The sequence below is a fragment of the Xanthomonas sp. NCPPB 2866 genome (assembly GCF_041475745.2).
GTDB lineage: Bacteria > Pseudomonadota > Gammaproteobacteria > Xanthomonadales > Xanthomonadaceae > Xanthomonas > Xanthomonas arboricola.
Map to the genome: position 1 here is coordinate 1,472,436 of NZ_CM192975.1, position 14,460 is coordinate 1,486,895.

A 14,460-nucleotide genomic window follows, 5' to 3' on the forward strand; every position below is an offset into this window, starting at 1 on the left:
CGCTGCCGGAGCCCGCTATAATCGTCGGCTTACCGCGCCACTCTGGCGACTGGGCAACTCAGGAAAACGACACCATGGTCAAGATTCGACTGACCCGCGGCGGCGCCAAGAAGCGTCCGTTCTACCACATCATCGTGACCGACGTGCGCAGCGCGCGCGACGGCCGCAACATCGAGCGTCTGGGTTACTACAACCCGGTTGCGCAGGGCGCAGAACCGCGCGTCGTGCTGGACGTTGCTCGCGTCGACCATTGGGTCGGCCAGGGCGCTCAGCTGACCGACAAGGTGCGCAACCTGTATCGCGAAGCATCCAAGTCCCAGGCCGCTGCGGCCTGATCCTGGAGGGCCGGGCGCCAGCGCCTGGCCCAGAGTCGACGCAGATGAAGCCGACCGAGCGCCGCATCCTGTTAGGCAGGATTGTCGGCGCTTTTGGTGTCAAGGGCGAGCTCAAGCTCGAATCCTGGACCGAGCCGCGCAGTGCGATCTTCCGGTATCAGCCGTGGATCGTGCGGACGCCCTCGGGGCAGGAATCAGTCGTGAGCGGCGTACGTGGGCGCGATCAGGGCAAGAATCTGATTGCGGTGTTCCCCGACGTCACCGACCGCGACACCGTCGAGGCCATGCACGGAACCGAGATTTACGTCGCGCGCAGCGTGCTGCCGCCACCCAAGCCCGATGAATATTACTGGGTGGATCTGGAAGAGCTGCAGGTGGAAACCGTCGAAGGCGTCAAGCTCGGCACGGTGTCGCACCTGTTTTCCACCGGCTCCAACGACGTGATGGTGGTGCGCGGCGATCGCGAGCGGCTGGTGCCGTTCGTGCTGCCGGATTTCGTCAAGTCGGTCGACTTCGAAGCCAACCTGATCGTGGTGGACTGGGATCCGGATTTCTGACCGGAATGGCGCATCGCGCCGCTCCGCTATTGCTTTCCCCATTCCCACTTCCGATTCCCCAGTGCGCATCGACGTCATCAGCCTGTTCCCCGAGTTCATCGCGCAATGCGCGGCGTTCGGTGTGGTCGGGCGGGCGCAGGAGCGTGGCTTGCTGGAATTGCAGGGCTGGAATCCACGCGAGCATGCGCAGGGCAATTACCGCCGGGTGGACGATCGTCCGTTCGGCGGCGGGCCCGGCATGGTGATGTTGATCGAGCCGTTGCGGGCCTGTCTGGACGCGGTGCAAGCGGCAGACGCGCGTCCGGCGCCGGTGATCTATCTCAGCCCGCAGGGGCGGCCTCTCACCCAGCCGCTCGCTCGCGAGCTGGCGCAGTTGCCACGCATGGTGTTGCTGTGCGGGCGCTACGAAGGCGTGGACGAGCGCTTTCTGGCGCAGGCGGTGGATATGGAAATCTCCATCGGCGACTACGTGTTGTCCGGTGGCGAGCTTGGCGCGGCGGTGCTGGTGGATGTGGTGACGCGGTTGCAGGAGGGTGTGTTGAACGACGCCGAATCCGCAGCCCAGGACAGTTTCGAAGGCCCGCAAGGCCTGCTCGACTGCCCGCACTACAGCCATCCATCGACCCATGACTGGGGCGATGTGCCGGAGGTATTGCGCTCGGGCAATCACGCTGCAATTGCGCGCTGGCGTCGGCAGCAGTCGCTGGGCCGGACCTGGTTGCGTCGCCCGGACTTGCTCGATGAAGCCGGGTTGGACAAGAACGATCGCCGTCTGCTGGACGAGTTTCGCCGCGAACTCGCCCCGGGCGACGAGAAATAAGGGCTCCACCCCTAGCTCTTGCATTATCGATTGGGGTACAATATGCGGCTTGCTGGCCAGCCTTGCGTCTGGCCCTCCTACGAACCTCGAGCAATCGCCGTGCGGCGACTGCCGGTCCAATATCACCAGACACGCGGTGCCCATCATGAGCAAACTCAACAAGACCATCCTGGCTGACTTCGAAGCCGCCCAGATTCAGCGCAAGCTTCCCGAGTTCAACCAGGGCGACACCGTCGTGGTGAACGTCAAGGTGAAGGAAGGCAACCGCGAGCGCGTGCAGGCCTATGAGGGCGTCGTGATCGGTACCAAGAACGCCGGCCTGAACTCCGCGTTCACCGTGCGCAAGATCTCGCACGGCTTCGGCGTCGAGCGCGTGTTCCAGACCCACAGCGCCATCATCGACTCGGTCGAAGTGAAGCGTCGCGGTAAGGTGCGCGCCGGCAAGCTGTACTACCTGCGTGGTCTGGAAGGCAAGGCTGCCCGCATCAAGGAAGATCTGGCCGCCGCTGCACAGGCCAAGGCCGCTCGCCAGGCTGCTGCCAAGGCTGAGTAAGTCACTGGCAGGCTGGTCCTGCTGTTGCCAGACGGCCGCCTTCGGGCGGCCGTTTGCGTTGTGGGGATTGGGGAATCGGGATTGGGGATTCGCCGGTTGTGCGTACGCGATGCTCATCGGTTTACACATGAGCGCGGCTGCTGCGCAGTGGGGCGGAATGTCTTTCGTCGCCACTCGGCGAGCGGTGGCGTCGGTCGGCTGGGCCGATCACTCAAGAAATCCCTGCGCGCTGTCTTGATCATTTCAATACAGCGTCTGGCTCCTGCTTTCGCGTGATGTCGGCCGGTGTGGCAGCGTGCCGCCTGGTGCCAGCCGATGTCAGTGCCGGCGGGGCTGTGGCGCGCCTGCGATCGGCGCGGTATCGGCGACCGGCGAGGCCGGATGTGCCGGCACTTCTGCGGCGGCGGCCAGTTCGGCAGGATCTGCCGGCGTGGTCAGCATGCGTGCCTTGCGCCAGCCGCCCCAGCGGTAATACGCCAGCGACAGCAGCATCGAACACAGCGAACTGATCGGAAGACTCCACCAGATGCCATCGGCTCCCAGATGCGGAATCAAGGCGTTTGCCAGCGGCACGCGCACGCCCCACAGACCGAATGCCAGGATCAGCAGCGGCGGGATCACCGCACCGGTGGCCCGCACCACGCCGGAAACCACAAAGCTCACGCCGAACAGCAGGAACGACCAGATTCCGATGTGGTTGAGATGCCGCGCGACCTCCAGTGTCGGGCTGTCGGTCGGCAGGAACAGCGCCAGCGTCCAGCGATCGAACACGATCAGCAGCCCGATCAGCACGCCGGTCATCAGGAAGTTGGCCGCGATGCCGGTGCGTGCGGTCGCATCCACGCGCGTCCACAATCCCGCGCCCACGTTCTGCGCGGCCATCGTCGAACATGCCGCGCCCAGCGCCATCGCCGGCATCTGCACATAGGTCCACAGCTGCAACGCGGCGCCGTAGGCGGCTGCGGTGTCGGTGCCGAAGCCGTTCACCAGCGTCATCATCGCGATCATGGCCAGCGAAATCAGCACCATCTGCAGGCCCATCGGCACGCCTTTGACGATGAGCGCGCGCAGGATCGTCGGCGCGATGCGGAACAGGTGCAGATCGGCGCGGCCCAGCCACAGCACATGGCGTTTGCTGCGCAGATACAGCAGCAAACCGCCCAGTGCCACCGCCTGCGCCAGCAAGGTGGCCCAGGCCGCGCCGGCGATGCCCAGCGCCGGGAACGGGCCCAGGCCGAAGATCAGCAGCGGGTTGAACACGATGTCCAGCACCACCGACACCAGCAAGAAGCGGAACGGCGTGCGGGCATCGCCGGTACCGCGCAGTGCCGCCGACAGGAACGCAAACACATAGATCAGCGGCATCGCCAGGAAGATCACCCGCAGGTACTCCTCGGCCAGTGTCTGAGACGCCGGTGGCGTGCCCATGGCGGTCAACAGATGCGGGGCCAGAAACCAGCCCAGCACCGCGATCAGCGCCGACAGCCCGCCGAAGAAACTGGCACTGGTGCCCATGACCTTGCGCGCCTGCGCGATGTCGCGCGCACCCATCGCCTGGCCGATCAGGATGGTCGAGGCCATGCCGATGCCGAACACCGAGCCGATCAGGAAGAACATGATGCTGTTGGCATTGGCCGCCGCAGTCAGTGCTGCCTCGCCGAGGTAGCGGCCCACCCAGATCGCATTGATCGAGCCATTGAGCGATTGCGCGATGTTCCCGGCAAGGATCGGCATCGCAAACAGCAGCAGATTCTTGCCGATCGGGCCTTCGGTCAGGACAGCGGATTTGGGCATCGCAGGCGCGCCGTGGTGCATAAGCTGCGAACACTAGCATTGGCAGGTGTGAGGCGTGCTGTCGCCAGGCCGATGACACGACGCACGCTGTGCGGATCAGTCTGTATGAGTCAGCCAGCGTGTGGAAGGAAGGCTGTACTTGGACGGCAGCCACGCTTGAGTTACAGCGGGCTCGCCCAGATATTTCCCGCTCAACGCAGCCCGTTGCGCCGCGCCGATACAGTGGCGATCACGGCAGCGGCCCGCAGCCCATTGGATCCGACGGCAAGCACAACGCGATGACTCAACTGGTGGAACAAGCGACGACGGTCAGGCTGGATGTCTGGCTGTGGGCGGCGCGCTTCTTCAAGACGCGCAGCCTGGCCAAGACGGCGGTGGACAACGGCAAGGTGGACGTCGCCGGCCAGCGGCCCAAGCCCTCGCGCACGCTGCGCAGCGGCGAACAGTTGCGCATCGACCGTGGCGGCGAAATCTTCGAAGTCACCGTTGCCGCGCTGAGCGATGTGCGCGGCCCCGCTCCGGTCGCACAGACGCTGTACGTGGAAAGCGATGCCTCACGTGAGGCGCGGGCGCAATGGCGGCTGCAGCGCGCCGCCGAACGTACCGGCTATCGCGCACCCGAGGGCAAGCCGGACAAGCGCGCACGCCGGCTGATCAACGCGCTGGGCGATATCGACGCGTTGTAGCACTGCGCGGGCTATTCGCTGCGAATCGACTGACGGAAACAAGAAACGCCTTGGCATCCGTCATGTTGTTCAATCAATAAAAACGGCGCTTCTCCATCGCGGGGGAAGCGCCGTTCGTGATGCTCTGCTCTCAACCATGCACACCGACCATCTCGACGGGTCCTTGCCCGCTCACCGTCGCGGGACCTTACGCGGCATGGATGCCGCGTAAGAGCCTACAAGGACGTACTTGCGGCGTGTCCCGCGATGGTGGGCGGGCAAGGGCCTTGCAGCCAAACCGCAGACCCGCCGCTCCACCGACGTCTTCCGTGCCGAGTCGATCTCTTGCGTGTATTTCAATACCGCTGCAGGCGCACGCACGAGGGCGTGCGCCTTGCAACTCACGCCAGATCGAAACGATCCAGCTGCATCACCTTGGTCCAGGCGGCGACGAAGTCCTGGACGAACTTCTCCTGTGCGTCGGCACTGGCATAGACCTCGGCCACCGCACGCAGGATCGAGTTGGAGCCGAACACCAGATCCACGCGCGTGCCGGTCCACTTGGCTTCACCGGTGCTGCGGTCGCGGCCTTCGTAGACCTCCTTCGATTCGGAGGTGGCTTTCCACTCGGTGCGCATGTCGAGCAGGTTGGCGAAGAAGTCGTTGCTCAGCACGCCGGGGCGGGTGGTGAACACGCCGTGGCTGGAGTCGCCGACATTGGCGCCGAGCACGCGCAGGCCACCGACCAGCACGGTCAACTCGGGCGCGGTCAGCGTCAGCAGCTGTGCCTTGTCGATCAGCAATGCCTCCGCAGGCACTGCGTAGCGTTGCTTGGCGTAGTTGCGGAAGCCATCGGCCACCGGTTCCAGCACCGCGAACGATTCGACATCGGTCTGCTCCTGCGAGGCATCGGTGCGGCCGGGTGCGAACGGCACGGTGACGCTGTGACCAGCGGCCTGTGCGGCACGTTCGACCGCGGCATTACCGGCCAGCACGATCAGGTCGGCCAGCGAGATCTGCTTGCCGCCCGCCTGCGCACCGTTGAAGTCGGCCCGGATGCGCTCCAGCGTGCCCAGCACCTGTGCAAGCTGTTCGGGCTGGTTGGCCTGCCAATCCTTCTGCGGTGCCAGACGGATGCGTGCGCCGTTGGCGCCGCCACGCTTGTCCGAGCCGCGGAACGTCGATGCCGACGCCCACGCGGTGGACACCAGCTGCGCCACGCTCAGGCCCGAGTCGAGGATGGTCTGCTTGAGGGCGGCGGCGTCCTGCGCATCGACCAGCGGGTGGTCGACGGCCGGCACCGGGTCCTGCCACAGCAGTTCTTCGCTCGGCACCTCGGTCCCCAGGTAACGCGAGCGCGGGCCCATGTCGCGATGGGTGAGCTTGAACCAGGCGCGGGCGAAGGCGTCAGCGAACTGGTCGGGGTGTTCGTGGAAGCGACGCGAGATGGCCTCATAGGCCGGGTCGAAACGCAGCGCCAGATCGGTGGTCAGCATGGTCGGCCGATGCTTCTTCGCTGCATCGTGCGCGTCGGGAATGATGGCGTCGGCATTCTTGGCCACCCACTGGTGCGCGCCGGCCGGGCTCTTGCTCAGTTCCCACTCGAACTTGAACAGATGGTCGAAGAAGTCGTTGCTCCACTGCGCCGGGGTGGTGGTCCAGGTGACTTCGAGGCCGCTGGTGATGGTGTCGGCACCCTTGCCGCTGCCGTAGCGGTTGTGCCAGCCCAGGCCCTGGCTCTCCAGCTCGCCGGCTTCCGGCTCGGCACCAACGTTGTCGGCCGGGCCGGCGCCGTGGGTCTTGCCGAAGGTGTGGCCGCCGGCGATCAGCGCCACGGTCTCTTCGTCGTTCATCGCCATGCGTGCGAAGGTGTCGCGGATGTCGCGCGCGGCGGCGACCGGGTCGGGCTTGCCGTCCGGGCCTTCCGGATTGACGTAGATCAGGCCCATCTGCACGGCGGCCAGCGGGTTCTCCAGATCGCGAGTGTGCGGCACTTCGCTGTCGTCGTCCTTCACCAGCACGCCGTGCGCTTCGTCCACGCCGGGCGAACCACGCGAATAGCGCTCGTCGCCACCCAGCCACTTGGTTTCGCGGCCCCAGTACAGGTCCTGATCCGGTTCCCAGGTATCTTCGCGGCCACCGGCAAAGCCGAAGGTCTTGAAGCCCATGCTTTCCAGCGCGACGTTGCCGGTGAGGATCATTAGGTCGGCCCAGGAGATCGCCTGGCCGTACTTCTGCTTGATCGGCCACAGCAGGCGGCGCGCCTTGTCCAGGCTGACATTGTCCGGCCAGCTATTGAGCGGTGCGAAGCGCTGCTGGCCGCGACCGCCGCCGCCACGTCCGTCGCCGATGCGGTAGGTGCCGGCGCTATGCCAGGCCATGCGAACGAACAGCGGCCCGTAATGGCCGAAGTCGGCCGGCCACCAGTCCTGCGAGTCGGTCATCAGCGCACGCAGTTCCTGCTTGAGCGCGGCCAGATCGATGCGCTTGAACGCCTCGGCATAGTTGAAGGTCTGGCCCAGCGGGTTGGACTTGCTCGAATGCTGGCTGAGCAGGTCCACGCGCAACTGCTTGGGCCACCAATCGCGGTTGGTGGTTCCGGTACCGACGACGGCGTGGTTGAAAGGGCACTTTGCTTCGGTTGTCATGGCAATACCTGTGTGCGTGAGCACTTGGGGAGCTGTGTGCCGAAACTGCGGACACGTGCTGGTGGAATCAAAACGGTGGGCAATGCGTCAGCGGTGGTCATCGATCGAAGGCGCAGATGCGGCCGTGGGGTTATCGAGAATGGTCGCCGGGTGTGCCGATGCTAGCGCCTGCCTGCAGGCGCCGGTATAGGTCGATATGCAGACTGTGACTGGCAGACAGACGCATCAGGCGGACTCATCGTGGTGGCGTGCGCACACGATAAGCAGCATCGATCGGTTGGGGAATTCGAATTATTCAACCATATCGATAGCGAGACGCTATGGATGGCACGCCGGTGCAGAACCGACCTGTTGCTGCGATCTCAGCGCTTGCCGAACAGGCTGCCGCCGAGCTTCATGACATCGCCCAGTCCAAGCTTCCCGTCGCCGTCCTGATCCAGCACGCTGCCCAGCAAGCCGTTGATCCCGGTGTCGCTGCTGGCGCGCTGCTGTTCCTGCGCCAGGGCCGGGCCGAGCTGGCTGCTGGCAGCGGCATTGCCGCCGAGGAAGCGCTTGGCCAGATACGCCATCACGATGGGTGCCAGCAACTGCAGCAGTTGATTGGCCTTGCCGGTTTCCAGGCCGGTGGCCTGGCCCAGACCGGCGGCAGCCTGCGGCGCCCTGTCGCCGAACAGATGCCCCACGATGCCGGCGCCATTGCCTTGCGCACCGCTGGCCGAGCCGCCCAGCAACGTACCGAGCAGGCTGCCGATGTCCGGGCTGCCGGCATGATCGCGCTGCAAGGCACCCAGCAACGCATCGGTGCCGCCGGCCTGCTGGCTGTTACGGCCCAGGGCGCCCATCAACAGCGGCAGCGCGGTCTGCACCGCCGATTGCGCCTGCTCGGGCGCAATGCCGAGCCGGCTGGCGAGCTGCTGCAACTGCGGGCCTTGCAACTGCGCGGCGAGTTGATCGGTCAACGAGGCGGACGTGGTCATGGGTGTCTCCAATTGGACAAAACATTGCCGCAGCGTGCGCCCGTCGCGGCAGCAGAGCAACACGGCACGCGTCGCACTGCAGGGCGAGGGCAGCGATGCCGCACAGTGGCAGTCAAGCCACTTCATCCGACAACAACACGGCAACGTGTTGACCAACCCCGCAAAGCATTAGAGCCAGGCAACTACGCTCTTACGATTCCCGATTCCCGAATCCCCGCACTCAAAGCAACGCCTTCAACCGATACAAGGCTTCCAGCGCCTGCTTGGGCGTGAGTTCGTCCGGGTCCAGCGCCTGCAGCGCTTCCTGCGCAGCGGACGAGGGCGCGGTGAACAGGCCGAACTGTTGCGGGGCGTCCAATGCGGCCGGCGCCATCTGTGCGACATGGCTTTCGCCGCCGCGTTGTTCCAGTTCGGCCAGGCGATGACGCGCCTGGGTCACGGCGGCCTTGGGCAAGCCGGCGAGCGCGGCCACCTGCAGGCCGAAGCTGCGATTGGCCGGGCCGTCCTTGACCGCATGCATGAACACCAGGCGCTCGCCGTGTTCGACCGCGTCCAGATGCACGTTGGCGATGCCGCTGGCACCGCCGGCATGCGACTCGTCGGCCAGCGCGGTGAGCTCGAAGTAATGCGTGGCAAACAGCGTGTAACAGCGGTTGGTATGCGCCAGATGGCGTGCGACGGCATCGGCCAGCGCCAGGCCATCGTAGGTGGAGGTGCCGCGGCCGATCTCGTCCATCAGCACCAGCGATTGCGGCGTGGCGTGATGCAGGATGTAGCTGGTTTCGGCCATTTCCACCATGAAGGTGGACTGCCCGCGCGCCAGATCGTCGCCCGCGCCGATGCGGGTGAGGATGCGGTCGATGGGCCCGATCACCGCGCGGCTGGCCGGCACATAGCTGCCGATGTGCGCCAGCAGCACGATCAGGGCGTTCTGGCGCATGTAGGTCGATTTACCGCCCATGTTCGGGCCGGTGATGACCAGCATGCGGCGGTCGGCATGCAGCTCCAGATCGTTGGGTTCGAACGGCTGGTCGCGCACCGCTTCCACCACCGGGTGGCGGCCGCGTTCGATACGCAGGCAGGGGGCACTGTCCAGTTCCGGCTGCGCCCAGTCCAGCGCCTGCGCGCGCTCGGCGAAGGCGGCCAGCACATCCAGTTCGCTCAATGCACTCGCGCAACGCTTGAGACCTTCCAGCTCGCTGCCGAGTGCATCGAGCAGGCCTTCATACAGCAGTTTTTCGCGCGACAACGAGCGCTCGCGCGCCGACAGCACCTTGTCCTCGAAGCTCTTGAGTTCTTCGGTGATGTAGCGCTCGGCGTTGGTCAGCGTCTGCCGGCGGCTGTAGTGCAGCGGGGCCTTCTCGGCCTGGCCCTTGCTGATCTCGATGTAATAGCCATGCACGCGGTTGTAGCCGACCTTGAGCGTGGCGATGCCGCTGCTGGCGCGTTCGCGCTGTTCCAGGTCGATCAGGAATTGATCGGCATTGGTGGACAGGCGGCGCAACTCATCCAGATCGGCGTCGTAGCCGGTGGCGATCACGCCACCGTCGCTGAGCTTGAGCGGCGGTTGTTCCGCCACCGCGCTGATCAACAGGTGCGCGGTGGCATCGTGCTCGCCGAGTTCGGCATGCAGCGTCTGCAGGCGCGGCGAATCCAGTGGTGCGAGGATCGTACGCACCTTCGGCAACAGCGCCAGGCCATCGCGCAAGGTGGAAAAATCGCGCGGGCGCGCCGAGCGCAGCGCCACGCGGGTGAGGATGCGTTCCAGATCGCCCAGCGCGCGGAAGGCCTCGCGCACGTCGGCATCGGCGCCGCTGTCGATCAGCGTGCCGACCGCGTGGTGGCGCTGCACCAGCACCTCGCGCAGGCGCAGCGGGCGGTGCAGCCAACGTCGCAGCAGGCGCCCGCCCATCGGCGTGACCGTGCTGTCCAGCACCCCGAGCAAGGTGTTGCGGGTGTCGCCATCGACGCGCGTGTCCAGCTCCAGATGCCGGCGCGTGGCCGCGTTCATCGAGATCGCTTCGCTGGCTACTTCCATTGCGATGGAGGTCAGATGCGGCAGCCGCTGTTTCTGGGTTTCCTCGACATAGCCCAGCAGCGCGCCAGCGGCGGCCGTAGCGCAGGGCTTGTCGTCGATGCCGAAGCCGGACAGGTCGTGCAACTTGAAGAACGCCAGCAACTGGCGCCGGCCGCTGTCGGCGTCGAACAACCACGGTGGCCGCCGCCGCACGCCGACGCGGCCGCGCAGGAACTCCGGCCAGTTGTCTTCGTCGGGCACCAGCAGCTCGGCCGGTTCCAGGCGTGCAATTTCCGCTTCCAGCGCGTCCACGCTGTCCACTTCGTTGACCAGAAAACGCCCGCCGGCCAGATCGGCCCAGGCCAGGCCGTAGCCTTGCTTGCTGCGCGAGATCGCCATCAGCAAGGTGTCGCGGCGCTCGTCCAGCAGCGCCTCGTCGGTGACCGTGCCGGGGGTGACGATGCGCACCACCTTGCGCTCGACCAGGCCCTTGGCCAGCGCCGGGTCGCCGATCTGCTCGCAGATCGCCACCGACTCGCCCAACGCCACCAGCCGCGCCAGATAGCCCTCGTAGGCATGCACGGGCACGCCCGCCATCGGGATCGGCGCACCGCCGGAGCTGCCGCGCTGGGTCAGGGTGATGTCGAGCAGCCGCGCAGCCTTGCGCGCATCGTCGTAGAACAGCTCGTAGAAATCGCCCATGCGGAAGAACAGCAGCAGGTCGGGGTAGTCCGACTTGGCGGCGAAGAATTGCTTCATCAGCGGGGTGTGCTCTACAGCCCCGTTGGTGTTCTTGGTTTTTTCTTTTGTATCAGTGCTTTGCAAGAAATGTTCTTCCGGGATGTGGCGGTCAATCAGGGTCGCCAGCGGCGAGTAACGGTGATTTGTTGCGAGGCTGTTGCGACGACCCTCCAAACGAGATCAATCGATGTTGCGACGAAACGGACAAAGCGTTGGAAGGGCACAGGATGTTGCGACGGAACCAGGAGCCGTCTCACGTCGGCGCGGATGCAAGTTTAAGCCCACCCACCGACAAATCCTTGCGCTGGCGGTCGAGAGGGTGCCGGCCCTGGGTCCCGGTGGGCGATTGGCCATCGGGCCGGCGCCTTCAGACTTCCATTGCCGGATCGCTCAACGCATACCGGCGCTGTCGCGGATGAATCTGCGACAGCGTCGCTAGTGCGCACGGCTGCCGGCTGGGCGGCCTGATCCCTGAGCGTGTGGCTCGGTCAGCTCGGGCACGTGCCGCTACATCATGACCTGTGGACTTGCCGCAAGTCAGTACCAGCCAAGATGAGACCTCGACGGTCAATGTTGATGACAAAACTTGGCAGGTGTTGGTGCGCCGACGCTGTCGCGCAGTCCTTGCTGGTTGTCGTCGGCCAGCCATTGTGCGTTCTGTTCGCGGAACGCGCTTCGCGTACGCAAGATGCAGCCATGCGAGCCCCAACAACGCAGCGTGCGGCGCGGCCATCAGCCGTCAAACGACGCATGCCCGGCTTTGCTTGGCACGCTGTTCGGCGCTCGCCGCGCAAAGGCCGCGTGTGCGCGGTGCATTGCACGAACCGCCTGTTGTTTTGGGACTCTTTCGCCTTGGGAAAAGCTAAGATCGAAACTTGTGCAAAGTCGGAGGCGCTAATGATCGATCGTCGTACCTTTCTTGCCACGGGTGTGGTGGCCGCCGCCAGCTTCAGTGCCTCGGCAGCCCGCATCGCGCAAACATCACGCGCCAGCAGCCCCGCGCCGTGGGGTGCGGTGCCCAGCGCGCGACAGCTGCGCTGGCATCGGTGGGAGCAATACGCTTTCGTGCATTTTGCGATGAACACCTTCACCGACAAGGAATGGGGCTACGGCGACGAGGATCCGCGCAAATTCGATCCCAGCGATTTTTCAGCCGATCAAATTGTTGCTGCTGCCAAGGCCGGCAATCTGAAAGGGCTCATTTTCACGGCCAAGCATCACGATGGGTTTTGTCTTTGGCCGACGCGCCTGACCGAGCATTGCATCCGGAACTCGCCCTACAAGAACGGCAAGGGTGACATCGTCGGCGAGATGGCGGCGGCGTGCCGTCGCGCTGGCCTGGCGTTCGGCATCTATCTCTCTCCCTGGGATCGCAATCATGCCGAGTATGGGCGTCCCGGCTATCTCGACTATTTCCGCAAGCAGATCGTCGAACTCTGCACAGGCTATGGCGACCTGTTCGAGTTCTGGTTCGACGGCGCCAATGGCGGCGACGGCTACTACGGTGGAGCGCGCGAATCGCGCAAGATCGATGCGCCCGCTTACTACAACTGGCCACGGATGATCGAGCTGGTGCATCGGCACCAGCCGATGGCCTGCACCTTCGACCCGCTCGGCGCCGATATCCGCTGGGGCGGCAACGAGGACGGTATCGCTGGTGATCCGAGCTGGCCAACCATGCCCAATGCCCCGTATACCCAGGAAAACGGCAATTCCGGCGTGCGCGGCGGGGCGCTGTGGTGGCCGGCCGAAACCAACACCTCGATCCGCCCTGGCTGGTTCTACCATGCCGATGAAGACGGCAAGGTACGCAGCCCGGAGAATCTGGTGCGCTATTTCGACACCTCGGTCGCGCGCGGCACCAACATGAATCTCAATCTTCCGCCCGACCGACGCGGCCGCATCCCCGACCACGATGTGGCGGTGCTGCAGAGTTTCGGCGACGCGATCCGCGCCAGCTTCGCCATTGATCTGACCAAGGGTGCCAAGGCCAGTGCCAGCGCATCGCGTGGCCCCGGGTTCGAGCCGGCGCGCGTCCTCGACCGCCAGCCGGACAGCTACTGGTCCACGCCGAACGAGGTCACCACGCCGACGCTGACGCTGGAGTTGTCGGCGGTGCACAGCTTCGACCTGATCCGGCTGCGCGAGTATCTGCCGCTGGGCGTGCGCGTCACCCGCTTCGCGATCGAAGCCGAGGTCGATGGGCAGTGGCGGCGGCTGGCCGAAGCGCAGTGCATCGGTGCACAGCGCATCGTGCGGCTTGACCGCCCGGTCGCCGCACGCCGGGTGCGCCTGGTCGTGCTGGAGGCGCCGGTGTGCCCGGCGATCAGCGAATTCGCGCTGTTCCGCGCCGTTGCGCCCGTGCCGGTCGCGCGGCCGACCGCGAACGCGCCAGACGTGCTGTCCACCGCCGGCTGGCGAATCGTCGAGGCCAGCGCGCCAGGGGCGGACACGTTGCTCGACGACGATGCCAGCACGATCTGGATCACGCCCGCTCCCACGCCGGGCCATCCCGTACAAGCGACCATCGACCTTGGTGCGCTGCGTCAGGTTGCCGGCTTCAGCCTCACGCCTTCGCGCACGGTGATGAACGGTGCGGCGCCGCCTAGGGGCTATCGCGCTGAAACCAGCGAAGATGGGCAGCACTGGCAGCCGGCTGGCGCCGGCGAGCTGTCCAATATCGCTTATGCGCTCTCGACCCAGCGCCTGAATTTCCCCGAGGTCCGCCAGATCCGCTACCTGCGGCTGTCGTTCGCGGAGACGGCGGTGCCCGCCGACCGGTTGGCGATCGCGGGTATCGGTGCGTTCTCGCGCTTGCGATGAGGCTTGTGCTCCCGCGCCGCCTGCGCTGCGCGGGAGCACATCGTTGCGGTGATGCAGTGTCGCGGGCATGAGATGGCTCAGGCGAAGCGATGCAGAGAGCAATCATGTGTTCGCATCACGTGGTGACCTGAATCTCGAACCGGGCTTGCACACCGCCGTTCCGGATGGCGCGCTATGGTGCGCGGCGCATGGGACAAGCGATCGGTTGGGTATGGAACAGAAACAGCAAGAGTGGATGCAGGCCGTGACCGAGGCGCTCAGCGACCTGCTGGCCGCACGCGTGGCGCAGGCCACGCTGCTGGAAGCGATGATGGTCTCGCATCCCGATCCGGTGATGCTGCGCAAGGCGTGGGACGAGCTGTCGTCCCAGCGCATCGCGTATGTGGCGCAGAAAAAGGCGGTCGCCGCCGATCCACGGCCGATGGATGCCTACACGCTTGAGCAGTTCCAGGCGTGGGAAGAAAAGCTCAGCCGCTACTTTCCGCGTGCGCCGGATGCAGGGAGCACGGATGCCTGAACCCGCCCGCCAG

11 protein-coding genes and 1 pseudogene are annotated in these 14,460 nt (G+C 65.5%); 7 read left to right on the forward strand and 5 right to left on the reverse strand.

Annotation, left to right across the window (positions count from 1 at the left end; translation table 11 throughout):
• Positions 1 to 74: 74 nt before the first annotated feature.
• The 4 genes from rpsP to rplS all read left to right on the forward strand — a co-directional run bounded on the left by rpsP (position 75) and on the right by rplS (position 2,265).
• The gene (gene rpsP / locus ACCQ04_RS06340) at positions 75 to 335 is read left to right on the forward strand and encodes a 30S ribosomal protein S16 (protein ID WP_011036396.1); all 261 of its coding nucleotides are present in this window, start codon (positions 75 to 77) and stop codon (positions 333 to 335) included.
• Between the two features lie 44 nt (positions 336 to 379).
• The gene (gene rimM, locus ACCQ04_RS06345; protein ID WP_016901486.1) at positions 380 to 892 is read left to right on the forward strand and encodes a ribosome maturation factor RimM; all 513 of its coding nucleotides are present in this window, start codon (positions 380 to 382) and stop codon (positions 890 to 892) included.
• A gap of 61 nt (positions 893 to 953) precedes the next feature.
• Positions 954 to 1,712: a tRNA (guanosine(37)-N1)-methyltransferase TrmD gene (gene trmD / locus ACCQ04_RS06350; RefSeq protein ID WP_039520068.1), complete on the forward strand. Its 759-nt coding sequence runs from the start codon at positions 954 to 956 to the stop codon at positions 1,710 to 1,712.
• Positions 1,713 to 1,857: 145 nt separating this feature from the next.
• Entirely contained in the window at positions 1,858 to 2,265 is a 408-nt protein-coding gene (rplS, locus tag ACCQ04_RS06355) for a 50S ribosomal protein L19 (RefSeq protein ID WP_005989873.1), read from the forward strand.
• A gap of 318 nt (positions 2,266 to 2,583) precedes the next feature.
• On the opposite strand, the gene ACCQ04_RS06360 is transcribed toward rplS, so the two are convergent.
• A complete protein-coding gene (locus tag ACCQ04_RS06360; protein ID WP_039810029.1) occupies positions 2,584 to 4,059 on the reverse strand; it encodes an MATE family efflux transporter in 1,476 nt (491 codons plus the stop codon).
• A 278-nt stretch (positions 4,060 to 4,337) separates the two neighbouring features.
• On the opposite strand from ACCQ04_RS06360, the gene ACCQ04_RS06365 reads away from it, so the two are divergent.
• On the forward strand, positions 4,338 to 4,745 hold the full coding sequence (locus ACCQ04_RS06365) for an RNA-binding S4 domain-containing protein (RefSeq protein WP_039528472.1): 408 nt from the start codon (positions 4,338 to 4,340) through the stop codon (positions 4,743 to 4,745).
• A 380-nt stretch (positions 4,746 to 5,125) separates the two neighbouring features.
• Here ACCQ04_RS06365 and katG read toward each other — a convergent pair whose 3' ends face one another.
• The 4 genes and pseudogenes from katG to ACCQ04_RS06385 form a co-directional block, all read right to left on the reverse strand.
• Positions 5,126 to 7,372, reverse strand: coding sequence for a catalase/peroxidase HPI (gene katG / locus ACCQ04_RS06370; RefSeq protein WP_226426656.1), 2,247 nt, complete (start codon positions 7,370 to 7,372; stop codon positions 5,126 to 5,128).
• 362 nt (positions 7,373 to 7,734) lie between these two features.
• Entirely contained in the window at positions 7,735 to 8,349 is a 615-nt protein-coding gene (locus ACCQ04_RS06375) for a DUF937 domain-containing protein (RefSeq protein ID WP_184379816.1), read from the reverse strand.
• A gap of 220 nt (positions 8,350 to 8,569) precedes the next feature.
• The gene (gene mutS / locus ACCQ04_RS06380; RefSeq protein WP_221202333.1) at positions 8,570 to 11,125 is read right to left on the reverse strand and encodes a DNA mismatch repair protein MutS; all 2,556 of its coding nucleotides are present in this window, start codon (positions 11,123 to 11,125) and stop codon (positions 8,570 to 8,572) included.
• A 355-nt stretch (positions 11,126 to 11,480) separates the two neighbouring features.
• Positions 11,481 to 11,599: pseudogene (locus ACCQ04_RS06385) on the reverse strand (IS5/IS1182 family transposase); the annotation flags it as partial.
• Positions 11,600 to 12,004: 405 nt separating this feature from the next.
• Between ACCQ04_RS06385 and ACCQ04_RS06390 the strand changes: the two are divergent.
• On the forward strand, positions 12,005 to 13,930 hold the full coding sequence (locus ACCQ04_RS06390; protein WP_226427125.1) for an alpha-L-fucosidase: 1,926 nt from the start codon (positions 12,005 to 12,007) through the stop codon (positions 13,928 to 13,930).
• 211 nt (positions 13,931 to 14,141) lie between these two features.
• Positions 14,142 to 14,447: a hypothetical protein gene (locus ACCQ04_RS06395; RefSeq protein WP_016903192.1), complete on the forward strand. Its 306-nt coding sequence runs from the start codon at positions 14,142 to 14,144 to the stop codon at positions 14,445 to 14,447.
• Positions 14,448 to 14,460: the final 13 nt, after the last annotated feature.

Bases quoted from the DNA above. Each gene is read 5' to 3' on its own strand.
- rpsP (WP_011036396.1), top strand. From the start codon at position 75: ATGGTCAAGATTCGACTGACCCGCGGCGGCGCCAAGAAGCGTCCGTTC.
- rimM (WP_016901486.1), top strand. From the start codon at position 380: ATGAAGCCGACCGAGCGCCGCATCCTGTTAGGCAGGATTGTCGGCGCT.
- rplS (WP_005989873.1), top strand. From the start codon at position 1,858: ATGAGCAAACTCAACAAGACCATCCTGGCTGACTTCGAAGCCGCCCAG.
- ACCQ04_RS06360 (WP_039810029.1), bottom strand. From the start codon at position 4,059: ATGCCCAAATCCGCTGTCCTGACCGAAGGCCCGATCGGCAAGAATCTG.
- ACCQ04_RS06365 (WP_039528472.1), top strand. From the start codon at position 4,338: ATGACTCAACTGGTGGAACAAGCGACGACGGTCAGGCTGGATGTCTGG.
- katG (WP_226426656.1), bottom strand. From the start codon at position 7,372: ATGACAACCGAAGCAAAGTGCCCTTTCAACCACGCCGTCGTCGGTACC.
- ACCQ04_RS06375 (WP_184379816.1), bottom strand. From the start codon at position 8,349: ATGACCACGTCCGCCTCGTTGACCGATCAACTCGCCGCGCAGTTGCAA.
- mutS (WP_221202333.1), bottom strand. From the start codon at position 11,125: ATGAAGCAATTCTTCGCCGCCAAGTCGGACTACCCCGACCTGCTGCTG.
- ACCQ04_RS06390 (WP_226427125.1), top strand. From the start codon at position 12,005: ATGATCGATCGTCGTACCTTTCTTGCCACGGGTGTGGTGGCCGCCGCC.
- ACCQ04_RS06395 (WP_016903192.1), top strand. From the start codon at position 14,142: ATGGAACAGAAACAGCAAGAGTGGATGCAGGCCGTGACCGAGGCGCTC.